This is a genomic window from Peribacillus suis (assembly GCF_059384845.1).
On the sequence record NZ_CM182019.1, the window covers coordinates 2309400 to 2333669 of the forward strand.

A 24270-nucleotide genomic window follows, 5' to 3' on the forward strand; every position below is an offset into this window, starting at 1 on the left:
GTTTTTATTATTTTACTATGTGGTCATAACCGTTAACGACCAGTTCCAATTTGCCTTTATCCGGAGAAATGATAAGTCCATGGACAGGAACATTCTTTGGAATCAGAGGATGGCTTTTAATAACCTCTACACTATTTTTTAAACTTTCATAAACATCATCAAATCCACGAAGCCAACTCTTGATATCGATGCCTGAAGCTCCGATTGTATCGATTGTTTCCTTTTGAATGCCACGTTCTACCATTTTTTCTACCGTAACATCAGCATTGACAGAAGCCATGCCGCAATCATGATGAGGGATGACGAACACTTCATCCGCCTTCAATTCATATATAGCAATCAAGATACTACGCATGACGCTACCAAACGGATGAGAAACAATCGCTCCGGCCGTTTTCAATATTTTCACATCACCATTTTTGACATTCATTGATTTTGGTAACAGCTCAACAAGGCGAGTGTCCATACAACTGACGATAACCATTTTCTTTTCAGGGAATTTGTCTGTTTTGTACTTAACATATTCCTCTTTTTCAACAAATTGCTCATTATAATCTAGAATTTCATTAAGTAAACTCATACCTTCACCCTTTTTCTATGTATTCTATTATGTATTACTATTTGATTATATCAAATCTTTAGACTATTAGCCAAAAAAATTGCCTAATGCTAACCTGATGCTAAAAGGAACGATGATGATGTACGGCTACACAATCCCCAGATCGCAAGTTTGCAATCCTCCTCCATACGCAAAGGGAAACTAAGAAGAGGTGTATTGGCCTTGAATATCGTTTCCCAATCCTTCGACAGCACCATACTTGATAGCCACCTTCTTTCCGGTGCCACTCATAATTTCAAAAGAATAAGAACCCTGCTGAAGTTTGTATGGATATCCATTCATTCTTGTCATAATTATAAATCATTCTATTGATCTTCACGAGGGACTTTGTACCGTTTTCTTCATAATAACCAATGAGTTCGCCTCTTCGGTTCATGGCCGATACTTTATTGATAACCCCTCCTTTTTATTATACTCGGCTAGTAAATGACCCTTGTTCCATCATAAAAAAAAGGATCCGCCTAAGCAGAATCCCCCGATGTAAAACTTATAAAATCCTAAATATGAAGGGAATGCGATAGTCGACCCCTTCATAAGCTCTGACTGCAGCTATAATTGTAAATACAACTAAAGCTATACCTATGACCGGTAATAGTACTGCACCAATCAATATGATTACAAGTAGACCAGCGACGATGGAATATACCGTATAAGAGATAAAGAAGTTCAAATATTCCCTTCCGTGATAATCTACAAATTGGGATGAATCCTTCTTAACTAACCATATGACTAAAGGACCGACAAAGGCGGTAAAAAAGCTAATTACATATATTAGGGCAGCAAACACTCTTTCATCTTTAGTGGGCATGTGTTCTGTCCCTCCTTTCTTATATGAAATAATACGATTCAAAAAGCAATTAGTTTCATTTCTTACATGTTTTTTTTAAAAAAGTAAGTCTTTTTTCCCCCATCTTAAAACGTTAACGGATAAAAAACCGAATAAGTTGGCCCTTCCCACGCATACAGATTAAATAGTGGATTGTCCACGTAAGAATGGAGGGATATATTTGCTAAATGAATTCCAGGCCTTCATCCTTGGAATCATCCAGGGCTTAACTGAGTTTTTACCGATTTCAAGTACAGGCCATTTATATCTGGGGAGGCATATTTTCCATCTTGACGAAGCGGGCATCTTTCTAGATACTATGCTACACATTGGAACTTTACTTGCTTTATTGGTCGTTTACAAAGAGGAAATCATATTCTTATTGAAAAATCCATTCTCAAAATTGACGCTTCTTCTGGTAGTAGGAACGCTTCCGGCGGTTATTGCCGGTCTCCTTTTAAGTGACTGGTTTGACAGCCTTTCAAAAACAGGGTTGACGATTGGTTGGGAATTCCTCGTAACCGGAATGATTCTATGGTGGGCCGATGGAGTCAATAAAGGGAATAAGAAACTAGATGATATCTCCATAAAAGATTCCTTTATCATCGGTACCTTTCAGGCGGCTGCAATCATGCCTGCCTTATCACGTTCCGGATTGACCATCGCAGCTGGTCTTTTTTGCAGGCTTGACCGGGCAACAGCCGCCTATTTTTCTTTTTTACTTTCCATCCCTGCCATTGCCGGAGGAATCGTCTTTCAGATGAAACCCATTTTCACGGGAGAGGTTGAAAGGATCCCTTTCATGGCTCTTTTGATAGGTACCCTCGCTGCCGCAATCTTTGGATATATAGCCGTAGTCTGGATGATTGATTTCTTAAAGAAACGATCTTTGAAGATGTTTTCCATGTACGTCTGGGCACTCGGTACGATAATTTTATTCATGCAATTCACTGGACGATTTTAACAAAATAAAAAAGCAACTTTTCTTAGTGAAATGCTGACAATCGGGCTCAAAATCAAGTTGAATACCAACCAAAACCTTCCCAATTTCCACCTTCAAAAAAAAGTTGGAAATTGACGAAAAAAAAAGGCAAAAAACCTATTCCCAAACCGTTTATTTTTTAGTATTATACCTTCGTAAGGTTCTTTAGATTTAAATACTTTCTGAAAATAAAAATAGGGAAGGCAAATGGTGCGCCACCGGTTTCCGGTTCTAGTGGGTTCGATTCCCACCCCGAAATTTTTTGATGAACGACTTAAAAAATTTCGAGGGTGGGCAGCGGCTACGCATAAGGACTGCCCTCAAACGGAGGGACGGAAATGTTAAAAAAGAGAGATTTTGCAGATTGTTTTTCTCTTTATGAACACATGACTCATCCAGATGTCTTCCCTTTCGTGCGCCATAAAGTAGATTCATATGAAGAATATGTATTCATTACTAAGCAAACGATTGAGGCTGAAGAAAAAGGTGAGCTCATTTCACGAACAATCTTAGATGAATGGGAAAATCCCGTTGGTTGTATTTCTTTATACGATATTGAAAACGGAGCTGGGTTCCTAGGTACATGGCTTGGAAAACCTTTTCATGGTAAAGGGTATAATGTCGTTGCCAAAGACGCCTTCTTCAAGGAATTATTTTTTGAGCTCGGCATGGAAACGGTTTTTATGAGGATTCGCAAAATAAATATCCGTTCCATTAAAGCAGCCGAAAAGCTTCCTTATGCGGTCAAGGCAAATGAAACCAGAAAAGCTCTCTATAATCAAATAAATCAAGAGGAAGACATTTATGATTTATTTGAAATTCCCAAGGATTTATACACCTTGCATATCCTTAGACAGGATAATGATGAAGACCAGCAATTACTTGAAGCTTAATCTTAATAAAGGCATGCCAACTCTTTCTTACGAAAGAAAAGGTACCCTATCATTTATATACAGAAAACGGAAGCGTCCCGGATTTGGGACGTTTTTTTATGTTTATTTACATTTCCCCCTCTTTTAGCCATATGGAGTACAACTTTTCTGGGCCGAATAAGCATATACCCTATTAATTTACTCAATCTTTTTCTATAATAAATACAATTGACCAATTACTAAATACATTCAAATAGTCATGGAAAGGATCTAATTATGAAAAAAATCATTCTTTTTATCATCCAGCTTTTCCTGTTGGTTATCATTTGTGAACTAGGGATTTATTTATCCAATTTCTTCAGTTTGCCCATTCCAGGAAGCGTAATTGGCATGCTTATATTATTCATTTTATTACAAACTAAAATTTTAAAAGTGGAGTGGGTTGATATTACATCAACCTTTTTAGTCAAACATCTGGCCTTTTTCTTCATTCCGATTTCTGTAAGCTTAATGACCATGGGGTGGCTCTTTCTAAAATACGGACTTCCCTTAGCCCTAACACTGCTAATCAGTTTGATTATCGGGTTCATCGTATCATCCCTGGTCGTCCAAAAGTTCTCCCGTAGAGAAGAGGTTAAACAGCGTGACAACATTCATCACACTTTATAGTATAATGATTACGATCATAGCCTATGCTATCGGTAGGAAAATATACAGTACACATCCTTCACCTTTTACAACGCCTGTTTTTTTTGGAACAGTCACTATTATTCTCGCGTTGCTAATAAGTGGGTTGGATTTCAATGACTATACCCCAGGCAAAGACATCATCACGTATTTCTTAGGACCGGCTACTGTTGCGTTGGCCGTTCCTCTTTATAAAAATAGAGCCATAATCGCAAAATATGCGATACCAGCAATCAGCGGCATGGTTCTGGGTCTTGCCGTGACATTAACCCTTGCCTTAACCATCGCCAAAGCCTTAACACTTCCGCTTTATATCCTTCAGGGATTGGCGGTTAAGTCCATTACAGTTCCTATTGCCGTGGAAATCACCAAAATTTATGGCGGAAACCCTAATATTTCTGCAGCTTTCGTCATTTTGACCGGTGTTTTAGGCACGATGATCGCACCTAAATTGATGGATAAACTGAACGTCACGATGCCTTTCGCCCGTGGCATTGCTTATGGCACAATTGCACACGGACTTGGGACTGCCCAAGCAACACAGGAAAGTGAATTTACAGGAGCGGTCGCAGGTGCGGCAATGGCCCTTTCCGGCATCATCATTTCATGCTTATTTCCACTAATTAATCATTTTCTCTAGCATGATAAAAAATCCACATCGTCATTTGCCGATGTGGATTTTTTATGAAAAGATTCTGACTGAGGACCTCCTATTGCCCATCATTCCCAGGCAATTTTGAACTTTTAAACGGATGGTAATCAAGTGTACCAGCGTTGGTCAGGTTAACTGTTATGTTAATTTGGTCAATTGAATTTCCCTTCAAATAATCATTTGGTTCCTTAAAGCCTTTAGCTTGCCAAAATTTCAATTCTTTACGGTATAGAGTTCTCCCCAGACCCAGTGGATCTCCATTCCGTTTTAAGCCTATTTTATATGTCTTTTCAATTTCTTTTCTTATATAGTCTTGAACTACATTTTCAAAGTTCTTTAAAGGTTCTGTATTTGACATTTCCAAGATACTCCCATTAATATGTATATCCAGGTTGTATTTAGCTTCATTATCTTTAATGAACGGTTTGATTTTCACTTTAGGGTGGGATAATGAGATGTAATTTGTGCCGTCACCTTTTTTAAATTCAAGTGGTGTTCTATTCGTGTCTTCCGTTACCCAGCGCAATCCTTTTAAATCATCAATGGAATACCAATTTAACGATTTTTTATAATACAGGACAAAAGCTCCGTCAATCATGAAAGTCCTGCGCTTTTTCTTGTCCTCGGTCCAATCCTTTTCACTAAAAGAAATCGTCGGAAGGATCGTAGTTATCGAAACGTCCCTGTAAGTGGAAATAAAGGTTCTCAATGAAATCGGTTTAATATAGGAAATGTTTTCATAAACCGCTTTTGGAAAATGCAGCTCTGAATATAAAGGCGTTAAATTGAAAAAACCTTTAATAGCAAACAATTCCTCCAATGGCTTGTTCGTCGCAAAAATATTACTTGAATACCGAATCAAATTATATCTGAATGCGGCATCAATTATATCATTTATATTGTGCTTTAACGCCCTATCCGTCAACACAAAGGTCGAAACTTGACCAAGGTATAATCGTTGTTGTGCCGACTGATACAAATGGTTTATTGCCTCGGCAATGGATTTCCCTGAATGTTTCCCGACATACACCTTTCCCGGTTCTGTACTCTTGTTTTCTTGCTTGGCTACACCAGATAAGTCAACCAACTGTACATATACCTCATACTTGCCATCAAGATAATCCACTCCTAAAGTAGTCACGTAATGGATATCCTGAATATCCTTATAATCCCAACATCCCGTTAAAAGTGTAAAGGCCGATAAGATGAGAAAAAGCTTCGACAATCGTCGTGTCACTGTTTACTCCCCCTTTTCCGTTTGGTCTAGAGCGCCTTTAGTTCTTTTCTTAACATTCCATGGGATTTTTATAAAAGCATCTGAAACTTTCGAAAGACTTGGAGGTGAAAGTTCATTCATATAAGGTACTCCAAACGACTCGAGAGAGGAAACCCAAAAAGTGACGAATATAAATCCAATAAGTAAACCATAAATACCCAGAATAGAACTAAGTATTAAGATTAATAAACGGATGATTGATACGACCCCTGTCAAAGATTGATTAACCAAGGTGTAGGAAGCCACTGACGTGACTGCAGCGATGACAAGCATTGTTGGAGATGTCAATCCGGCACGAATTGCTGCGTCACCGACGATCAAACCACCAACGACTGCAACAGTCTGGCCAACTGCTTGAGGTAACCGTACTCCCGATTCACGGAACAACTCGAATAACCCTAGCATGAGAAACATTTCAAGCGCAACAGAGACAGGTAGTCCCAATCTGGAGATACTGACTGTTGCAAGTAAAGGAAAAGGCAATTGGTCTATGTTATACGCCGATAATGCCACCCAAAAACCTGGAAGCAATATAGAACACACCAATCCAAAGACTCGTAGAAGCCTTTCTAAAGAAACGAATATGAAAGGAAGGCTTGAATCTTCGGCCGCTTTAATCTGAAGCAATAATGTTGTCGGTGCTATGATGACGGTGGGTGAACCATTCATAAGTACAATGAACCTGCCTTGGTTTAATGATCCCACGCAAAAATCGGGTCTACTCGTATAATGAGTCAGTGGGAACAGCCTGAAATTTGCCTTTGAGATCAACTCCTCAAGCTGTTGATTACTAATCAATACATCAATATCAATTTCATTCAGTCTTTTCCTTACCAGCTTAACAAGTTCAGGATTTATTATGTTCTCTATATACATTAGGGCGACTTTTGTTTGGGTGCTCTTCCCAATGGTAAACTCTTCATAGGATAGCGAAGCTGTTCGCATCCTTTTACGTATGAGAGCCACATTCGTTGCAAGATCTTCCACAAACCCATCCCGTGGGCCCCGAAGAGAAATTTCAAATGAAGATTCCTCCGGACTCCTGTTTGGAATGTCTGGTAAAGGTAATGCAAAAAGCTGCTGTGTTACTTGGAAAAAAATAAGGATTTCCCCGCTGAATACCCGTCTACTTATGTCCTCTTTATCAATCGGACCGCAAGAAAGCTCTGTCAAAGTCAAAGAAGGATGAAATGGAGGCTCGAGCTTTTCATGATCATCCTTTTGCTCCAGCATAACGTGAATGTATTGCAATACATTATTATTCAATTCAATTGTATCTACCATTCCAGGGTAATAAAATAAGAGGATGTTCGCTTTTTTATTCTGTTCACTTTCCATTACCCTAAATAAAATATCCGAACTATTCTTGAAAAGTTCTCGAAAAACTTCTTCCGTATAATAGTATGGTTTATCATGGGCGCTTTTGAATCGTTTCATCAGGAACCACCTTTCGTTTAGGTTTCATCTTGGCTGCCACTGTAAATAAAAGAATAAGAATAATGAGCAAAAAGAAAGTACCCAGAAAATAATAGTTCTTTAAGAATGTATAAAAATGAATATCGCTTAAGGGAATTACATTGATAATAATCATCATTATTGCCAGGACTAACAGGATCCCTTTCTTCATATTCGCTGTTTTTACTCTTAATAAATCCGGAAGTAAAAACATCGCCATTGATACCCGAATAAAGGCGCCAGCAATCCATTGATATATGGAAAAAAAGTCTGTATGGGCAATGTACTTCCCGATAGTCAACAAGCGCCATTGTTCATAAGCCGGATATCGCATTTCGCTAGAAAGAATTGGGCCGAACTCAATAATGGCACCGGTAAGCGGGCCAAGGATTAATACCGTGATGATGGCCATCATCCCCAATACCGTTTTCAGTTTAATGGCCTCTCCATTTGAAAGATGATGCTGAAATAATATAACGATAATCAACTCCAGATATCCATTTGCAATGTAGTACATTGATTTAATCCCAAAAAAATAACCCTGCTCAAATAGTGGAAAGAGAAAATCATAGTTTTTTTCGGGTATATTACCAGTAGCTACAAAGAAACCTAAAACAATCACAATGGGTAATAAAATCGCTGAATTAATGGCAATGGTCTTAAGGTTAGAATACGCAAGCACGGCACATATACACGCAAAAGGTATAATAATGGCGATTGAAGGTGTTTCTGGCAAGGACGTGGTACGGACCCAGTCAACCATATCTTTAGCCGTCGTCAAGATGATCGTGATCAAATATACTGAAAGCACAAAACATATTACCTTTGTAAACCGTTTTCCCATTCGATTTGCCAACCAGGGAAAAAGATGCTCCGTTTTTTTCTTCTTTAAAATCCAATACAGAAGGAACGCCCAACCAATAGATAAAACACCTGTGAGAACAGCAAATATCCAAGCATCTCTTCCTGCCACATCCAATACCAAAGGAATGATCATAACGTGGTTCAGCAATCCTACCGAAAGGATGACTATCGGTAGTGAAGAATTAAAATTAATCTTTGTCATATTTTAAACTCCATAAGGGAAAAGTTTTATCCATAACTATAAAGCATTCATTGTTTTGGAATAATAAATAGCATTTGCAGTGTAAAAGGAATATATCCAAAAAGAAAAGTTATAGGGTCTATTTCCAAGAAAAAACATAAGGGAGCCGCAACGTAATACGTTGCGGCCCCTTTATGTTTTTTCTTTTTTAGTGAGTTCATATAAATGTCTTAACTCATAGGTTTTATACAATTCTAACTTTCTTCGTTCAATAGGATGATAACTGATTCCTGCAGTTTTTAACTGCTGAATGAACCATCCTTTCGAGTATTGGTGAGCCATCCTTCCCCCTCCTCTTTTCGAAAAAAGATATGCTTGAGGAAGGGAAATAATAACCTACTTTTTACTTTTCATTACATTCGTCAACAATTCATACATTTCCGCCGCAGTTTTGAACGGACGCTTTTGACGCATTTTCGTTTGGTATGCGTCGGAATTATTGACTAGATCAAGAAGTGCCTGGTTAAAGACTTGATCTGATAATTCCTCTTCCTGAATCACCTTACAGAAGCCTTGCTTTTCAAAGCTTGCAGCATTTAAAATCTGATCCCCACGGGATGCGGCCGCACTAAGCGGAATAAGTAGCATTGGCTTTTGTAGGCCGAGGAATTCAAAAATTGAATTCGAACCTGCTCTTGATACAACAACATCAGCACACGCTAGCAAATCGAATAGTTCTTCATGTACGTATTCAAATGGGGCATACCCTCTTTGCTTAAGTTCCGACTTGACATTACCTTTTCCGCAAATATGAATAATTTGATAATCCTTTAATAATTGATCCAAGTTATCCGTTATCAAGTTATTTATTTTAACCGCTCCAAGACTGCCGCCCATGACCAATAATACGGGCCTGCTATTCGTGAAATCACAAATGGCCTTGCCTTTTGAAGGTTTACCTGTGAATATCCCATCACGTAGTACCGCCCCAAGGTACATGGCCTTATCTTTTGGCAAGTCCTTTTCCGTCTCTTCAAATGTCGTGAATATTTTAGAAGCAAGCGGCATGGCAATTTTATTGGCTAGCCCTGGTGTATAGTCAGATTCATGAATCGCTATGGGGATTTTCAACATCCTTGCTGCCAATACGACCGGAACCGAAACAAATCCACCTTTTGAGAAAATGAAGTCAGGCTTAGTTCGTTTTAAAATCTTTCTTGCGTCAAAAATCCCCTTTATTACACGGAAAGGATCTTTTGCATTTTCTACAGAAAGGTACCGCCGGAATTTACCAACTGAAATCGTTTCATATCGAATTTCAGGAAATTCCTTTTCAATGATATCTTTTTCAATCCCTTTTTTAGAACCGATATAAGTAACATCCCACTCATGTTTTAAAAATTCCGGGATGATTGCTGCATTAACTGACACATGACCGGCTGAACCTCCACCGGTAAACACTACTTTCTTAGTCAAAATTTCCACCTTCCAAACTTAAAAAATCACTTTCCATCCATAGTACCACATTTCAAGGGTATATTTACTCGAAAATGCAAACAATGATATAGAATAACGTAATAAATGCAATGAGCGATTATTTTTTCATTTTCACTCTGAATATATTATAATCTTAGTATTCTACAATTCTACAGAATACATTGGAGGAACATTACATTGCAAGAAGTTTCTGAATCTCTTAATCAATTTGAAGGAATTGATGCATGGACACAACTAGGAATTTCTATCGTCATTTTCCTTCTGGTCCTTTTGTTAAGGAAAGCATTCACTACTTATATTTTCAAATTTTTCCTTAAAATCGCAAAAAAAAGAAAAATTGAATTTGCCGCCAACCTAATGCTAGCCATTGAGCAACCAGTAAGATGGCTCATCGTTTTGATAGGGATCATCATTTCGATGCACTACTTTCCAATTGACATCCCATCAGAAATTATGAGATCGAAGATATACCGTTCGGTCTTTGTCTTCTTGTTCTTTTGGACGATTTTCAATATCAGCTCGATTTTAACCATCTTGTTCCCTAAGTTAGTTAGTAAATTCGGACTGGAAGTCGATCAAATCGTGATGCCGTTCTTAACGAAAATCATTAAATTGATTATCTTGGCACTGGGAGCATCCATCATTGCGGAAGAATGGGGATTTAACGTCAATGGATTTGTTGCAGGTCTTGGACTAGGAGGTCTAGCCTTTGCCCTTGCTGCAAAGGATACTGTCAGTAACTTCTTCGGTGGAATCGTTATCGTTACCGAAAAACCTTTTACTATCGGCGACTGGATTAAAACACCAAGTGTCGAAGGGACGATTGAGGACATTACGTTTCGTAGTACGAAGGTTCGTACATTTGCGCAGGCTCTCGTTACGGTTCCGAATGCCACCCTTTCGAATGAACCAATCATCAACTGGTCGAAGATGGGCAAAAGGCAGATTGCTTTTCATTTAGGCGTGAATGTCACAACGCCAAAGGACAAGTTGGAAAATGTCATTAAGAGAGTTGAAAAAATGCTTACTGACCATCCGGAAGTCCATCCCGAAACCATACTGGTGAAATTTGATGAGTTCAGCCATACGGGTTTCAACATCTATTTGTATTTCTTCTCAAACGAAACCAACTATGGGGAGTATTTAGCCATCAAAGAAGATATCAACTTTAAGATTTTGGATATCCTCGAAGAAGAAGATGTCCAGATTGCCATCCCTTCTCAGGCATTCATCCTACAAACCGATTCGCATACAGCAGACATGAACGATTTTCAATCCATGCATGACTGACAAAAGGGACTGCCTAAATACCGGCAGTCCCTTTTTATATCTTGCCTTAAATAAAATCAAAATGTTAAAGGGATTTTATGATATAATTCTTTCATTGTGAAAAAATTTCATACACCGAGGTACATCGATGAATCAAACTTATAAAAAGTCAGAAAAGATCCGTTTGTTATTTTATATTTTGATACCTATCCTCATCACCCAAATCAGTCTCTATGCCATGACTTTTTTTGATGTGATGATGTCGGGCCAATACAGTACCGAAGATGTTGCCGGCGTCTCGATAGGAAGTTCGCTCTGGACTCCAGTCTATACGGGATTGAGTGGCATTTTGATTGCCTTGACTCCGGTCGTCTCACAGCTAATCGGATCAAGACGTACAAAATTGGTATCCTTTTCAGTGATGCAGGCCATATACTTGGCCATATCCTTAGCCGTCATAGTTTTAGTCGTCGGCTCATTTGTTTTAAACCCTATTTTGAATGCCATGGATTTGGATTCAACTGTCCACCGGGTCGCGCATGACTATCTGGTTGCCCTATCAATCGGGATTGTTCCATTATTCATATACAATGCCTTAAGATCCTTCATTGATGCACTGGGTCAAACAAGAATTTCGATGGTCATTACGTTGATCGCACTTCCGATAAATGTTGTGTTCAATTACCTTCTCATATACGGAAAATTTGGTTTTCCGAAACTTGGAGGGGTCGGTTCTGGTTATGCCACCGCGATTACCTATTGGTTAATCGCTATCATTGCCATCTTAGTCGTGGTGAAAATGAATCCGTTCTCTTCCTATCTCGTTTTCCATGAATTTTTCAGGGTATCTTGGATTGAATGGCGGTCCCTATTAAAGATAGGCGTCCCTATCGGATTGGCCATCTTTTTCGAAACAAGCATTTTCTCAGCCGTTACCCTCTTCATGAGTAAATATGATACGATCACTATTGCTTCACATCAAATTGCGATGAATTTCGCGTCATTGCTTTATATGATGCCGCTTAGTATATCTATGGCCCTAACCATTGTCATTGGATATGAAATTGGTGCTAAACGATATAATGACGCCCGTGAATACAGCAAGATAGGAATAATCATGGCTCTGTCGATGGCCCTCGTCAGTTCAGCTATCCTATTTTTCTTCCGGGAACCTGTAGCTGCTCTCTACACAAAAGATCACGCTGTAGTTGCACTAACTTCCCATTTTTTGATCTATGCCATCTTCTTTCAGATATCCGATGCCCTGCAGGCACCCATTCAGGGAGTATTACGTGGATACAAAGATGTCAATGTCACTTTCGCTATGTCACTTGTCTCCTATTGGGCACTCGGACTGCCTATAGGCTATCTATTTGCTAAGTTTACGGAAATGGGAGCTTTCGGATATTGGGTCGGTTTAATCTCAGGTTTGACACTAGGAGCAATAGGTCTGGCCGCTCGTTTACGATACATTCAGCATATAAAATTCAATAAAACCGCTTAAAAAGGTGAAAAAAGGATTTATCCTTTCTTCACCTTTTCTTATCTTTATCTATCCTATTACTTCTTATTGATTTTACCTAGAATATCACTTCCGCCTGTGATTGGAATGACGCTTCCGGTAATGAAATCAGATTGATTTTCGCACAAAAAGGTAATGACTCGTGCAACGTCTCCTCCTGTTCCGGGTCTTCCTACCGGGACCAACTCATCCTTCTCCCCCTTGGCCATAAAAATCTCGGCTTCCTTCCATGCACCTACGATATCCCCTGGACAGACCATATTGACCGTGATTCCATTGGTTGCTTCTTCTAATGCCAATGTTCTTGTTAAAGAGGTCAACCCGCTTTTTGCAGCAGCAAACGCCGAGCGGTAAATCCAGCCAGGTGCCGTCTCACAACGGTCAAAACCGAGCGTGATGATCCTACCCCATCTTCGCTTTCGCATATGAGGGATGATTTCCTTTGTCATAAAGAAAAAACCATTTAGATTACCGTTCATCATGTAATTCCATTCTTCACTGCTATACTCGGTCATGGATTTTCGTTCATGCAAATAAGGTCCTGCATTATGGATGAAGAAATCGATTCTTCCAAAAGTATCCATAACCACTTCCACCAGGCTCTTGCAATCTTTCTCAACTGAAGCATCGCCTTCAATTGCCAATGCTTTTACTGAGTAAATTTCCCTCAATTCTTGTACCAATGCTTTTGCTTCCTTTTGACTTTTCCGATAGGTGATGACTATTGACGCCCCCATACTTGCTAGGGAATAGGCAGTCCTTCTACCGATTCCCTTTGCTCCTCCCGTAATAACAGCTACTTTTTCATCCACAGGCATCCCTCTTTACCAAATGATTTTTATTTTATATTATACATAGGCACGAGTTATTTTCCTAAAAATTAACATATCGGAAAATGAACCCATAGGTTTGAGCCTGCATAAAATAACAAAAATAACCCTGTCACCAGAAATGCAGGAGAAAGGAATTCAATATGTTTCCTTGGAATTCACTTTTTTCTTTCCAGAAAAACTCAAATCAAAAAGACTTCTTAAAGAATATGCAGCAAAGTGATGTACAGACCTTTATTGAAAAGGTATTTACACAAGTCATACCAGAAAATATGCAAGGAATGACGAACCAAGCTAATAATCCTTTCCAAAAGGATAATAAGCCTTCAGAACACCCCTTACATTCAGAAGTTTTCGAAACGCATTCATTTGTCTTCATAAGAATACCCATCGAGGATGAAGCCTGGCTCAAACAAATGAAACTGAAACATACTTCTAATCAATCAATCGTTGAAGGTATACCCGAAGCATCGGATCGACATGTGATTACATTGCCTGCTCTCGTTAAGAAAAAAGGTGCTGCTGCACAATATAAAGACGGTACATTAGAAATCCGTCTGCCTAAAAGCTTTAATTCGCAGTATTCCGAAATCGATGTTTCAGAATTTTAATTCCTCTAGAACGATTACATGCAATCATTTCTGAACTAACGCAAAAAAGAGTGTACCTCAAATTTCAAGGTACACTCTTTTTATTCTATTAAACTTATTATTTACCGATGAATTGTTGAGTCCAGTAGTTACCTGATTCTACATATCCAACACCGATATGAGTAAAGCTTGCATTCATGATATTTTCACGGTGGCCTTGGCTGTTCATCCAAGCTTCAACCACTTCTTCTGGTGTTTGTTGACCTTGTGCGATGTTTTCTCCAGCTGATGTATAGCTAATTCCGAATTGTTTCATCATATCGAATGGAGAACCGTACGTGGGGCTATTATGATCAAAATAATTATTGTCTTTCATATCTTGAGACTTCGCACGGGCTACCTTGCTCAATTCTGTATCAATTTCAAGAGCTGCTAGACCTTGTTTTGCTCGCTCAGCATTTGTTAGTGTAACTACTTCTTGTTCAAAAGCACTTAATTCTGAGCTTGTCTCTTTTTGTTCCTCATTTGTTTTCTCTGTCGTTACTTCTTCTGTTGTCTCAGGTTTTGCTTCTGGCGCTGTTACTTCTTCTGTTGCTTCAGGTTGTGCTTCTGGTGCTGTTACTTCTTCTGTTGCTTCAGGTTGTGCTTCTGGTGCTGTTACTTCTTCTGTTGCTTCAGGTTGTGCTTCTGGTGCTGCTACTTCTTCCGGTGTTTCAGCTTTTGCTTCCGGTGTTAATTGTACTTGCTGTACTAATTGTTGGAATGCGAAGTGTGAAGTTGGCATTGCAATATTATACTTAGCTAAGTATTGTTCAAGTACTTTTTGTATATCTTCCTGATTGATAGATTTATATGTTACTTGTTTCACAGTTTCACAGCTTGCCGCTTCAGTTTGGCTAGCACCCGCTCCTGTAAAAATTATAGCTGCAGCTGCTGCTGCTGATATGAATATTTTCTTTTTCATTTGTATTTCCTCCCGTTAATTCATTGATGTGTCTTGGCTCTGGAAATATCATATCATGCATTTTTTGTAATAAAGGCACCATCAATTTCCAATGACACATCCAACAACAATTGATCGGAAGGAATATTATCCTAGTTTCATAGTCATAGAGATAAACCTTATTCTATCAATGTTTTGCTATTTCTTACATATTCATATATTTTCCATGATTTTTTTGTCAATGGAAGATACGTATTACCATTACCATGGAATACTAATAACTTTTAGTTGACAACTTGTATAAACCCTTATTGATATGACTTTTTTTACTTTTATATTACAAATATTTCGTATGAAACACATTTATAATGTTCCTTTTTCTTTCTTTTTTTGAAAAATAATGAAGATTCAATAGAATTGAAAAAAGGTTCGAGTTTTACCGAACCTTTTTTCACTACGAGAAATTGTGACAAAAAAAATTATTTTCAATGATCACTTTCGTCATGATCCATCTCATCCATATTTTTGGAACCACCATTTTCCTCGGGTGAGCTTGGAGTTCCGATTATGAATTCCTTCTTAGGCATATTGTGCATATCCCTAGCGGTTACATGGGCATATACATAATAAGTTCCTTCTTCATTAAACGACTTTTCCAATTCATAGATTCCATTTCCTTTATGGGTGGCGGCTATTTTTTCATGATCCTCACTATTTGCCAGCCATATTTCAAAGCTCACATCATCTGCATCCTTCACTTCTTCTTCACCATAGGTCACTTTTGCCTTGAATGTTACAGGCTCGTCCCTTTCCCCTTTAGTAGGTTCGACCGTTAGATCTACATTCAGCAGTTTTGGAATCTCCTCTTCTTTACCACAACCAGCCAGTAGGGCTAAAGCTACACACATTACAATCATCATTTTTTTCATTGCCATTCCCCTTTTTTATTAATTCCATTCATCTACTATAGTCGGTAGCACTATGCTAACTTTTGTACCTATCTGTTCCTCACTTTCTATAGTAATTTTACCTTTTTGCTGCTCCACCAATTTTTTGACGATGGAAAGCCCCAGCCCCGAGCCCCCATCAAATCGGCTTCGTGCTTTGTTCACTCGATAAAAGCGTTCCATCACATGGTGAATATCTGATGCCGGTATTCCTCTTCCAGTATCTCCGATGATTAGCTCACACTCTTCTTTTTGCTGGGTCAATGTTAAGTAGATGGTGCCCCCATTTTCCGTATATGTAATGGCGTTATCCAGGATATTATGAAGAACTTGTTCTACTCTTCCTTCGTCACCCATAATAATCGGGTCAGGATCTAGTTCAACCTCCAACCGGATTTGCCTTTCTTTCATAATAGGCTCATATTTAACCAACACTTCTTCTATGAATTGGGCAAAGGCAATTGGCGTACTATGAAGACCAATTTGTTCACTGTCCAACTTAGCTAAATTCATTAAATCCCTTAAAAGTTTTTGCAGCCTTTGCGTTTCCCTTGAAATGAGTTGAAGGTATTTTTGTTTTTCTTCTTCATCTTTCACAATGCCATCCTTAATGGCCTGTGTATATCCTAAAACGTAGCTCAATGGTGTTCTAAGCTCATGTGCTACATTTTCGAGGAATTCTTTTTTTCTTTCTTCTTCTAAATAAATGGACTGTGCCATCTCATTGAATGCTTGAGCCAAACTCCCTATTTCGTCTTGGCTCTTGACTTGAAGCTTAATATTATAATCACCATCCGAAACGCGATTGGCAGCGTGTTCCATTTCCTTGATCGGCTTGACCAACTTTTTCAACCATTTTGTCATAAGGAAAATCACAACAATTAAAAATAAAAATACGGCCCCCAACCATTTTGCTGCAAACTCTCTAAGTAAATCGGTAATCGAATCAACGGGAATATATGTATAGATGATGCCTTCAAGGCGATCTCCATCGTTTAAAGGAATAATTGCCGCTACAATATTCTTATCGAACCTTTTCTCATACCCTTCTTTTTCTACGGCTTGTCCGGCCAATAGGAGTTGCCTTTCTTCTTCTGAAATGAGGGTGTCATAATCGATTTCAAAGGGCAGGCAAGCACTTAATTCCCTTGGGTTGCTGACAACAAAGACTTCACTATCATTTTTACTATTGAACCATTCTACCTTTTCCACGAAATCTTCAGTGATTTCCCCTCCGGAATAGTCCACACCAAGCAAGCTGGCTTCATTAACTAAATCTGTTTTAATTTTTTTTACATATAAGTTTTTGTAATAATATTGTGATAGCGAGTATGCGAATAGAACCGATAGAATAATTGCGGCAATAATCGTTACCCATATTTTAATAGATAGGGACGGTCGCTTATTCCACATGTTTTTCCTCGATTTTATAGCCAATGCCCCATACCGTATGAATATAGTCGTCAGTCTTCAATTTCATCCTTAACGTTTTGATATGGGTATCTACCGTACGTAAAGAACCCCCATATTCTCCGCCCCAAATGTTCTCGAGGAGCTGCTCGCGGCTCAGCGCTTGATTTTGGTGACGGATGAGGAATACGAGCAATTCAAACTCCTTCAATGTCAATATCACTTGCTTCCCCTCTAGAGACACAGTTCTGGAATCAAGGTTGACGTTAATTTCACCCAGCTGAATGCTATTTGTATCTTCTCGTTTCAATGACATTTTCCCTGCTCTGCGTAGTACAGCTCCAACCCTGGCCACCAGTTCACCTGGATTAAAAGGTTTCACCAAATAATCATCGGCGCCTATCCCTAATCCTTTTACCATATCCCATTCCTCACCTTTTGCACTGACAAAAATGATAGGGACTTCAGATTGTGAGCGGATTTTTTCACATATGGAAAAACCGTCCATTTCCGGCATCATGATATCCATTAAGATCAAATCTACATCATGAACTTCAAGCAGGGATATAGCCATTCTCCCATTATCCGCTTGAAGACATTTATATCCTGAGTTAAGCAAATACATTTCTACCAAGTTACGCATATCTTCTTCATCATCAACGATTAAAATGGTGTAATGATGCATGTTATCTACTCCCTAACCAACATTTGAAATGGACCTTCACCGACTTTTGCCGTTTTCTTGACCTCCATGGTTTCAGTATCCACTATATACACTTCATCACTGTCATACCCTGCCACTATCAAATCCTCCTTGAAGTTTCCCATTTCAAAAGGATTGACACCTACAACAAGGCTCTTGATCACTTCATATTTGTCATTCAATTTATATAAAGAACTTGAACCATGACTCAGAATAAAAATCCCGTCATCATTTTCAATGAATTTTATTGGCATAGTCGCCGCCTTAATCCTTTTCTTCAACTTTCCCGTCTCTGTCGAATAAATATAGAGATTTTCTTCTACCTTTTTTCCCTCACCATGACCGCCTATCCAAATTTCTTCATTTTCCTCCCTTACTAAAGCGCCTGTGGAGGAACTCTTTATCGTAAACTCCCGATCAACTTTTTTTGTTTCAAGATCAATCACCGAACAGATGGTATCCCCAAAGTTAACGACAAACAAATTATGTGATTGCTTCCCTTGAAGTACGGTTAAGGGGCTTTGACCAACCCTGACCCTGTCTTGCTCCTTGCCTTCTTCATCTAAAAAGGAAATGGAATGATTTAATTGGTTGACAGCCACAATCCCCTTGTCTTCTTCTAGCATAAGCATATTGACGATCCCCTTCCCTGAATTCCAGCTGTTTATGTGTTTACCAGCGGATAGGGAAAAGATTTCAATCGTCGACATCTCCTTTCCATACAGAAGGAGCGTATCTTTATCCGCTAAGAGCAAAGCTCCTGTAAAGGGTTCAGAAATATCCCAACTGGCAAAGCGCTGATAGTTTTCATCCAGGAACGTCAAGCTTGTATCTTTAATGTTGACAGTAGCCAAAAAAGATTTATCCAGGTTTATTTTGGTATACGTTTCATTGCTGTCGCATCCACAAAGCAGGGCAACGGCAAGCAAAAGGGGAATGACCCGCATCATGACTTTGACTCCTCATTCGTTTAAAAGCTATTTTCAAATATTCTAACAATAAAATGTGAAAAAAGTATGAAGCAAAAAAGAAAAATGATGAACAACTCCCGCTTCACTTTGAAGCCAACAGTCGTTCCTGTACCGCATGGTAAGCTGAAATGATTGCTGTCTTTTCTGCATCGGTAAGAGAGGATTCCCTCACCCGATTGACACTTAAATGAAATTTATCATGAATTGGCTTCCTTGCCCGAGGATGGGCATTTTCATCCAAGAGTTCACGTCGGATAAGTTCTGACAGAACTTTTGACGGTTCTTCTTCCCCCTTCAATACCCTCCTGTTATTCCATAGGCTTAGATAAGCCTCCAATATTGTCTCATCATTCATTAACTTTTTCATCCATTTCCCTTCCATCCATTACTAATTTATACATATTAAAAATCATCTTCGTAAAGACTATAAGTATATTTTAACTTTATTACTTCTAAAGGAGTGAGTGAATTGTCTCAAGTATATCGTTGTCCGAATTGCAGGACAAATAAATCCCGTTTCAATCTCATTGAACAGGTTCCCACCCCTGTTAAGAAAGATCCACAATCCGGTGAGATTGTCGAACAGTACTCAAATGATGCCCTTCAGCCGTTTCACCTAGCCTATAATGGTCCTGAAGTTCGAGTACAGTGCGCAGCATGTGGGCTTATTGAAGATGAGAAAACATTTGCAGCTTTTGGACTGCAGTCATAAAAAAATCAGGCCCATGCTTTAAGGGGCCTGATTTTTTTATTCTTTTCCGACTGCCATTTTTGCTCGATCAATGGCGATTGGAATAGCTTTCCCGTCCTCATATCCTTCATCAAGTAAAGCGTTCGCTATCTCAATGGCTTTTTCACGGACATCTGCATCAAGATTTTTCATTGAATTAGGATAATCGCTTTTGTTCCACGGCATCCATAACCGCCTCCTCAATAACTAGTCCTCCTCTTTTCCCGGTTTTGATTGGTGGTAAACGCCTATATCGCCGCTTTCACTTCCAAAGCTTTTAACTCATTGATTATCTTTTCTTTATCCAGTTTTTCGCCGATTATGACGATATTCAAAGGCATTTTAATCATTTCATTCATATACAATGGCATCCCATAAGAATATTGGAATAAGTAAGGATGCTGCGAATGCGTGAAGGAAAGATATCCTTTCATCCTGTATACCGTTTCAGGGAGGGCCCTGAGCCAATCCTCAAAGTCCGTTTGATTAATGGCCCCTGTAAAAGTATGCACGATTGCACTTAAATGAAGATGGCTATGTACTTCGAGCTTTTGATGGTTTTTATGTTGGTTCCTATGCATTTGTTGCAGGGAACCTATAGATACGGCTGCATATTCCGTCAATAAACATACGGCTTCTGGATTCAACCCCTGAATGGAATAGATGAGTTGGGATGCTTCCATTTCACTTACCAAATCCGCTTTATTTAATAAGATGAAATCTGCGTGGTGTATTTGCTCGGACAACAACTGTCTAAGCTGTGGCGAGAGCTGTTCGCGGTCACGCCACCTCAATAAATCGACCACCGTGATAATCCCTTTATACTCTAACTTATTAGCAAAAAATGGTGACATGATTCCATCGAGTACTTCTACTGGATGTGCTGCACCTGTTGTTTCAATATAAACGGCATCTAGATCATTTTCGGTCAACAATTCTTGCAGCTGAATTTCAAGCTTGTCCTGAAGGGTACAACAAATGCAACCATCAAACAATTCCTTTAACGGTACGTCATCGCCAATCAAACCACTATCCACCGATACACTGCCAAGTTCATTTAAAAGCACGGCCACTTTTCTACCCGCTTCACTTTCCTGCTTTAATATATTTCGAAGAAGCGTCGTCTTCCCGCTACCGAGAAAGCCGCCTAATATATATACTTCGGTCGTTTTCATTAGTATCTTCTCCTATAATGTACACGATTTTTATTTCCGTTAAAATTTTATCATACTTTTCCCGCTTAAGCACCCTGCGGGGCCACATAAAAAAACCAGCCCGAAAGCTGGTTTTTTCACACTTTTATTATGCCTGAACTTCATCTTTTTCATATATCGGAACCCAGCCGGCCGCTGTAACGAAAATACGGACCGCGACTGTTCTTCTATCTTCCGCTAGCGTGAAGTAGTGACGAGTCGATTCAGGTACGCTGATCAAATCTCCAGGGTTAAGTCGGACATCGAACCATTTTCCCTCGCTACCCTCGATGGCGAAGATACTCGTTCCCCCAGCGATGAACCGTACCTCGTCATCTTCATGATGGTGTTCCTGCTTGAAGTTCTGCAACAATTGGTCCAAATTCGGATTGGAATCGGATAATGTGATAATATCATGCGCTTTATATCCTCTTCTTTCCGAAATTTCTTTAATCTCTGACTGGAAAGCATCAAGAATCTCTTGTTTATCTTCATCCGTAAGATCATATTTTTCCACCAGATGGGCTGGCAATTTTGAAATATCCCATTGTTCGTAAATTACGCCTTGAGTCTCTAAAAAGCTCTGAACCTCTTCATTTGTTTCAATTACTTCATTTGTTTCTTGGAATCTAATTGTAGCCATTATTTTTCCTCCTTTATATTTTTAGCTGAGCGAACCTGTCAATATCTTTTGCTGGTTAAGTAACAGCTGATATTGAAACAGGAATTCACATGCTTCTAAGATTTTTTTTGCTTCCAACCCGCTTTTTCCCCATACGGTTATACCATGATTTCTGATAAGCACCGCCCCCGAGTCTGCATCGACATGGGGACTGAATGTCTCAGCCAACAACGGAATATCTGCATGGTTATGGATGATGGGTATCTTCAATTCTGCATCTTCCTGCCATCGTCCAGTAGCCTTGATAATTTCATGATGACAAAAAGTCACTTCCCCAACTTCACTATATAACTCGGAAATCACGTTATTTTCTACTGTATGGACATGGAGGACGCAATTGGCATCCGTTTTCCGATAAATCTCTGTATGAAGAAGAGTTTCAGCGGAAGGTCTGAGCTCGGTCATTTCGACTGGTTTTCCTGACAAATCCACCAAAATAAAATCGGAATCTGTCTGCTTGCGTTTATCCTTGCCACTTGCGGTTATATAAAAAGAAGGGCTATTAGCCTCACGGATCGATAAATTTCCACTCGTCCCCATGAACCAATCTCTCTCGGCTAGCTCTCCCTTTATTTGCGCTAGTTCCTGCCACTCTTTTGAAGCTGTCACCCTTACACCTCCTGCATTTTTTTTAGAATATCAATCACATCATGGAAAGTTTCAAACTCTTTATGGGGAATGGCTTCTGTGCGGCACTTTTCAAGGAGCCTGTCACGGGCAATAACAAAATCTGCCTGTTTAGCCGCTTCAAAGTCGGTAACGGAATCTCCAATCACCAATTTATACTGATCCTTTGTAGAAAGCTTTCTCATAATCGTAGGTTTACAGCAACCACACCCATGATTACATTGGTCATCACAAGTATGCGGCCACTCAATCATAATTTCTTCCTGACTGAAGTCGGCATGATTACAGTAGACATTCTCTACAGGTAAGAGGTCATTCAAAAGAGGTTCAACGAAAAAGTCCATTCCACCACTGACAATATAGAGAGGAATATCTGTTTTTTTTGTAAATTCCACAAAATCACTGAACCCTTGGCGAATACCCGCTGTCTCCTTCACATATTGAATGATGTCCTCTTTTAAATCGCTATCCAGCAGGGAAAACATTTCCCCTACACCGTGGGAAATGCTGATTTTTTGCTGAAGAACACCATCTTTTAATGCCTCCCAGCCGGGCGGGGCAAACTTCTTCATGATTGAGATGATATTATCCGAGTTGGTGATCGTTCCATCAAAATCACAGAAAATGATCGGTTTGACCATGATTATAGCCCTCCCCATAGGGCCAGTGCTTTTTGAAGTGCCTCATCTTCCTCAGCCGCGATTGACAATGATTTTCCGGAAAGGACAGCTTCTACTGCGGAACGGAAGGCCTTAGCTCCGCCTTTTGCACCATCCGGATGACCATGGACGCCCCCACCAGCATTGATCACACTTTCTATCCCAAAATCCTTGATGAGATCTGGAACCATGCCAGGATGGATACCTGCCGATGGAACCGGGAAAGTCCTTTTCCAAGATGCTTCATTTCTCGTCAATCCTTCAGCAATCGCCAATGTCTCTGCTTTATCGAGTGCCACATTTCCGTATGGAGAGGGAAAGAGGGATAAATCTGCACCTGATATCCTCACCAGTTTTCCAAGGAGAAGCGGATAGCTGAGTCCATAAAATGAAGATGAAGCTAATGCTCCGCTATATGCCGGATGAGCCATGATCGGTAAGTTGATCCGGTCATTTTCGCGTAAAGCCTGTAGAACATCCAATCCATATGTATGAACATTAAATAACAAGGCATCTGCGCCGGCTTCGGCTGCCAGTTCAGCTTTATCCAATAGTTCTAGTGTTTTTCCTGACAGGTTCACAGCATATAAGGTTCGATGTCCCGTTGTCTCATAGATACCTTTCAAAATGGCCTTTCCGGTTTTGACTCTATCGATGAAAGGCGTCTGATCTTGGTCAAAAAGAATCTCATCGTCCTTGACAAGATCGACTCCTCCCAATGCCTGTTGCTCCAATTGTTCATTATGAAAGGCAAGGTCTCGACCTAACACACCTTTAAAAATACTCATCACTAGAGGGCGGTCAAACACATCAATTTTTTCCCTGATCCCACTAATTCCGAATCGAGGACCTGGAAAGGCTTTTTGAATATCGCCGACAAAGTCCAAATCCATCAATTTGATTTCCCCATCCAATGACAATTTACCGAATACTGTCGTCAAGATAGCCGGTAGATCATTAGAAAAATTACCTGCCGGGTAGGCAATCCTGATTGTTGAACGGTACACTTTTTGACCGAAATAGAGATTAACTCGCTCTTCTTCGGGAAGGGGTGTTACGGAAACTACCCTACCTTTATGTTTTTCCAGTTGCTGTTGCACCAAGTGAGGAAGTTCAGTCCATGTCCCTACAGTCAATCCTAACGCAATGCCTTCTGCTTTTTTCTCATGCTCTCCTTTGAAGTCATGAAGTAAATACGTAGCGATTATTTCGCTCATCTGATCACTCCCAATACGTAAAAGTCATTCTTAAAGTTGTCATTGTTGGTCTTTCCTTTAACAAGC

At 39.5% G+C, this 24270-nt stretch carries 27 protein-coding genes and 1 pseudogene; 8 read left to right on the plus strand and 20 right to left on the minus strand.

Annotated elements, in window-relative coordinates; translation table 11 throughout:
* Window positions 1–7 precede the first annotated feature (7 nt).
* Entirely contained in the window at window positions 8–580 is a 573-nt protein-coding gene (locus tag AC503W_RS11170; protein ID WP_494914191.1) for a beta-class carbonic anhydrase, read from the minus strand.
* A 526-nt stretch (window positions 581–1106) separates the two neighbouring features.
* Window positions 1107–1427 carry a DUF4870 domain-containing protein gene (locus AC503W_RS11175; RefSeq protein ID WP_402868896.1) on the minus strand — a complete coding sequence of 107 codons (321 nt, stop codon included), beginning with the start codon at window positions 1425–1427 and terminating at the stop codon, window positions 1107–1109.
* Between the two features lie 199 nt (window positions 1428–1626).
* On the opposite strand from AC503W_RS11175, the gene AC503W_RS11180 reads away from it, so the two are divergent.
* From AC503W_RS11180 to AC503W_RS11195, 4 genes are all read left to right on the plus strand, one after another.
* A complete protein-coding gene (locus AC503W_RS11180) occupies window positions 1627–2409 on the plus strand; it encodes an undecaprenyl-diphosphate phosphatase (RefSeq protein WP_427688841.1) in 783 nt (260 codons plus the stop codon).
* 356 nt (window positions 2410–2765) lie between these two features.
* Window positions 2766–3320 (plus strand): GNAT family N-acetyltransferase, encoded by a 555-nt coding sequence (locus AC503W_RS11185; protein WP_427688843.1) that lies wholly within the window; start codon window positions 2766–2768, stop codon window positions 3318–3320.
* A 255-nt stretch (window positions 3321–3575) separates the two neighbouring features.
* Complete coding sequence (locus AC503W_RS11190; protein ID WP_402868903.1) at window positions 3576–3968, plus strand: CidA/LrgA family protein; 393 nt, start codon at window positions 3576–3578, stop codon at window positions 3966–3968.
* The gene (locus tag AC503W_RS11195) at window positions 3943–4626 is read left to right on the plus strand and encodes an LrgB family protein (RefSeq protein WP_402868905.1); all 684 of its coding nucleotides are present in this window, start codon (window positions 3943–3945) and stop codon (window positions 4624–4626) included. Before AC503W_RS11190 ends, AC503W_RS11195 begins: the two co-directional genes overlap by 26 nt.
* Window positions 4627–4696: 70 nt before the next feature.
* Here AC503W_RS11195 and AC503W_RS11200 read toward each other — a convergent pair whose 3' ends face one another.
* The 5 genes from AC503W_RS11200 to murG form a co-directional block, all read right to left on the minus strand.
* Window positions 4697–5875 carry a Ger(x)C family spore germination protein gene (locus tag AC503W_RS11200; RefSeq protein ID WP_427688845.1) on the minus strand — a complete coding sequence of 393 codons (1179 nt, stop codon included), beginning with the start codon at window positions 5873–5875 and terminating at the stop codon, window positions 4697–4699.
* A 3-nt stretch (window positions 5876–5878) separates the two neighbouring features.
* Complete coding sequence (locus AC503W_RS11205; RefSeq protein ID WP_427688847.1) at window positions 5879–7351, minus strand: spore germination protein; 1473 nt, start codon at window positions 7349–7351, stop codon at window positions 5879–5881.
* Complete coding sequence (locus AC503W_RS11210; protein ID WP_427688849.1) at window positions 7326–8435, minus strand: endospore germination permease; 1110 nt, start codon at window positions 8433–8435, stop codon at window positions 7326–7328. Before AC503W_RS11210 ends, AC503W_RS11205 begins: the two co-directional genes overlap by 26 nt.
* Before the next feature lie 171 nt (window positions 8436–8606).
* Window positions 8607–8756, minus strand: coding sequence for a YflJ family protein (locus tag AC503W_RS11215; protein ID WP_402956889.1), 150 nt, complete (start codon window positions 8754–8756; stop codon window positions 8607–8609).
* Between the two features lie 54 nt (window positions 8757–8810).
* Complete coding sequence (gene murG, locus AC503W_RS11220) at window positions 8811–9899, minus strand: undecaprenyldiphospho-muramoylpentapeptide beta-N-acetylglucosaminyltransferase (protein ID WP_427688851.1); 1089 nt, start codon at window positions 9897–9899, stop codon at window positions 8811–8813.
* Between the two features lie 189 nt (window positions 9900–10088).
* Between murG and AC503W_RS11225 the strand changes: the two genes are divergently transcribed.
* Together AC503W_RS11225 and AC503W_RS11230 are read left to right on the plus strand one after the other, a co-directional pair.
* Window positions 10089–11201 carry a mechanosensitive ion channel family protein gene (locus AC503W_RS11225; RefSeq protein WP_402956885.1) on the plus strand — a complete coding sequence of 371 codons (1113 nt, stop codon included), beginning with the start codon at window positions 10089–10091 and terminating at the stop codon, window positions 11199–11201.
* A 127-nt stretch (window positions 11202–11328) separates the two neighbouring features.
* Window positions 11329–12684, plus strand: a complete 1356-nt coding sequence (locus AC503W_RS11230; protein ID WP_494914195.1) for an MATE family efflux transporter — start codon at window positions 11329–11331, stop codon at window positions 12682–12684.
* Window positions 12685–12740: 56 nt separating this feature from the next.
* On the opposite strand, the gene AC503W_RS11235 is transcribed toward AC503W_RS11230, so the two are convergent.
* Window positions 12741–13514 carry an SDR family oxidoreductase gene (locus AC503W_RS11235; RefSeq protein WP_427591788.1) on the minus strand — a complete coding sequence of 258 codons (774 nt, stop codon included), beginning with the start codon at window positions 13512–13514 and terminating at the stop codon, window positions 12741–12743.
* Between the two features lie 161 nt (window positions 13515–13675).
* On the opposite strand from AC503W_RS11235, the gene AC503W_RS11240 reads away from it, so the two are divergent.
* Window positions 13676–14143, plus strand: a complete 468-nt coding sequence (locus tag AC503W_RS11240; RefSeq protein ID WP_402956879.1) for an Hsp20/alpha crystallin family protein — start codon at window positions 13676–13678, stop codon at window positions 14141–14143.
* Window positions 14144–14240: 97 nt separating this feature from the next.
* On the opposite strand, the gene AC503W_RS11245 is transcribed toward AC503W_RS11240, so the two are convergent.
* From AC503W_RS11245 to yoyC, 6 genes are all read right to left on the minus strand, one after another.
* Window positions 14241–15086 carry a CAP domain-containing protein gene (locus tag AC503W_RS11245; RefSeq protein WP_494914201.1) on the minus strand — a complete coding sequence of 282 codons (846 nt, stop codon included), beginning with the start codon at window positions 15084–15086 and terminating at the stop codon, window positions 14241–14243.
* 464 nt (window positions 15087–15550) lie between these two features.
* Window positions 15551–15994, minus strand: coding sequence for a FixH family protein (locus tag AC503W_RS11250; protein ID WP_427687022.1), 444 nt, complete (start codon window positions 15992–15994; stop codon window positions 15551–15553).
* Between the two features lie 18 nt (window positions 15995–16012).
* Complete coding sequence (locus tag AC503W_RS11255; protein ID WP_494914202.1) at window positions 16013–17425, minus strand: sensor histidine kinase; 1413 nt, start codon at window positions 17423–17425, stop codon at window positions 16013–16015.
* Window positions 17415–18107 (minus strand): response regulator transcription factor, encoded by a 693-nt coding sequence (locus tag AC503W_RS11260; RefSeq protein WP_494914203.1) that lies wholly within the window; start codon window positions 18105–18107, stop codon window positions 17415–17417. Before AC503W_RS11260 ends, AC503W_RS11255 begins: the two co-directional genes overlap by 11 nt.
* 5 nt (window positions 18108–18112) lie before the next feature.
* A complete protein-coding gene (locus AC503W_RS11265) occupies window positions 18113–19075 on the minus strand; it encodes a YncE family protein (RefSeq protein ID WP_407406390.1) in 963 nt (320 codons plus the stop codon).
* Between the two features lie 103 nt (window positions 19076–19178).
* Window positions 19179–19463 (minus strand): protein YoyC, encoded by a 285-nt coding sequence (gene yoyC, locus AC503W_RS11270; protein WP_403079425.1) that lies wholly within the window; start codon window positions 19461–19463, stop codon window positions 19179–19181.
* Between the two features lie 102 nt (window positions 19464–19565).
* On the opposite strand from yoyC, the gene AC503W_RS11275 reads away from it, so the two are divergent.
* Entirely contained in the window at window positions 19566–19808 is a 243-nt protein-coding gene (locus AC503W_RS11275) for a DNA alkylation repair protein (RefSeq protein ID WP_402868932.1), read from the plus strand.
* Between the two features lie 57 nt (window positions 19809–19865).
* Here AC503W_RS11275 and AC503W_RS11280 read toward each other — a convergent pair.
* From AC503W_RS11280 to mtnW, 6 genes and pseudogenes are all read right to left on the minus strand, one after another.
* Window positions 19866–20012, minus strand: a pseudogene (locus AC503W_RS11280) (DUF2188 domain-containing protein); the annotation flags it as partial.
* 62 nt (window positions 20013–20074) lie between these two features.
* Entirely contained in the window at window positions 20075–21001 is a 927-nt protein-coding gene (locus tag AC503W_RS11285; protein ID WP_407406386.1) for a CobW family GTP-binding protein, read from the minus strand.
* A 127-nt stretch (window positions 21002–21128) separates the two neighbouring features.
* Entirely contained in the window at window positions 21129–21662 is a 534-nt protein-coding gene (locus AC503W_RS11290; RefSeq protein ID WP_402868936.1) for a cupin domain-containing protein, read from the minus strand.
* Between the two features lie 21 nt (window positions 21663–21683).
* On the minus strand, window positions 21684–22310 hold the full coding sequence (locus tag AC503W_RS11295; RefSeq protein WP_402868937.1) for a methylthioribulose 1-phosphate dehydratase: 627 nt from the start codon (window positions 22308–22310) through the stop codon (window positions 21684–21686).
* A 2-nt stretch (window positions 22311–22312) separates the two neighbouring features.
* The gene (locus AC503W_RS11300; RefSeq protein ID WP_494914207.1) at window positions 22313–22969 is read right to left on the minus strand and encodes a 2-hydroxy-3-keto-5-methylthiopentenyl-1-phosphate phosphatase; all 657 of its coding nucleotides are present in this window, start codon (window positions 22967–22969) and stop codon (window positions 22313–22315) included.
* Between the two features lie 2 nt (window positions 22970–22971).
* Complete coding sequence (mtnW, locus tag AC503W_RS11305) at window positions 22972–24204, minus strand: 2,3-diketo-5-methylthiopentyl-1-phosphate enolase (RefSeq protein WP_402868941.1); 1233 nt, start codon at window positions 24202–24204, stop codon at window positions 22972–22974.
* Between the last annotated feature and the right edge of the window lie 66 nt (window positions 24205–24270).

Excerpts from the sequence above, each read along its gene's own strand:
- AC503W_RS11260 (WP_494914203.1), bottom strand. The coding sequence starts at position 18,107 with ATGCATCATTACACCATTTTAATCGTTGATGATGAAGAAGATATGCGT.
- AC503W_RS11300 (WP_494914207.1), bottom strand. The coding sequence starts at position 22,969 with ATGGTCAAACCGATCATTTTCTGTGATTTTGATGGAACGATCACCAAC.
- mtnW (WP_402868941.1), bottom strand. The coding sequence starts at position 24,204 with ATGAGCGAAATAATCGCTACGTATTTACTTCATGACTTCAAAGGAGAG.
- AC503W_RS11230 (WP_494914195.1), top strand. The coding sequence starts at position 11,329 with ATGAATCAAACTTATAAAAAGTCAGAAAAGATCCGTTTGTTATTTTAT.
- AC503W_RS11185 (WP_427688843.1), top strand. The coding sequence starts at position 2,766 with ATGTTAAAAAAGAGAGATTTTGCAGATTGTTTTTCTCTTTATGAACAC.
- AC503W_RS11210 (WP_427688849.1), bottom strand. The coding sequence starts at position 8,435 with ATGACAAAGATTAATTTTAATTCTTCACTACCGATAGTCATCCTTTCG.
- AC503W_RS11265 (WP_407406390.1), bottom strand. The coding sequence starts at position 19,075 with ATGATGCGGGTCATTCCCCTTTTGCTTGCCGTTGCCCTGCTTTGTGGA.
- AC503W_RS11175 (WP_402868896.1), bottom strand. The coding sequence starts at position 1,427 with ATGCCCACTAAAGATGAAAGAGTGTTTGCTGCCCTAATATATGTAATT.
- AC503W_RS11285 (WP_407406386.1), bottom strand. The coding sequence starts at position 21,001 with ATGAAAACGACCGAAGTATATATATTAGGCGGCTTTCTCGGTAGCGGG.
- AC503W_RS11245 (WP_494914201.1), bottom strand. The coding sequence starts at position 15,086 with ATGAAAAAGAAAATATTCATATCAGCAGCAGCAGCTGCAGCTATAATT.
- AC503W_RS11255 (WP_494914202.1), bottom strand. The coding sequence starts at position 17,425 with ATGTGGAATAAGCGACCGTCCCTATCTATTAAAATATGGGTAACGATT.
- yoyC (WP_403079425.1), bottom strand. The coding sequence starts at position 19,463 with ATGAAAAAGTTAATGAATGATGAGACAATATTGGAGGCTTATCTAAGC.
- AC503W_RS11170 (WP_494914191.1), bottom strand. The coding sequence starts at position 580 with ATGAGTTTACTTAATGAAATTCTAGATTATAATGAGCAATTTGTTGAA.
- AC503W_RS11240 (WP_402956879.1), top strand. The coding sequence starts at position 13,676 with ATGTTTCCTTGGAATTCACTTTTTTCTTTCCAGAAAAACTCAAATCAA.
- AC503W_RS11205 (WP_427688847.1), bottom strand. The coding sequence starts at position 7,351 with ATGAAACGATTCAAAAGCGCCCATGATAAACCATACTATTATACGGAA.
- AC503W_RS11250 (WP_427687022.1), bottom strand. The coding sequence starts at position 15,994 with ATGAAAAAAATGATGATTGTAATGTGTGTAGCTTTAGCCCTACTGGCT.
- AC503W_RS11290 (WP_402868936.1), bottom strand. The coding sequence starts at position 21,662 with ATGGCTACAATTAGATTCCAAGAAACAAATGAAGTAATTGAAACAAAT.
- AC503W_RS11215 (WP_402956889.1), bottom strand. The coding sequence starts at position 8,756 with ATGGCTCACCAATACTCGAAAGGATGGTTCATTCAGCAGTTAAAAACT.
- AC503W_RS11190 (WP_402868903.1), top strand. The coding sequence starts at position 3,576 with ATGAAAAAAATCATTCTTTTTATCATCCAGCTTTTCCTGTTGGTTATC.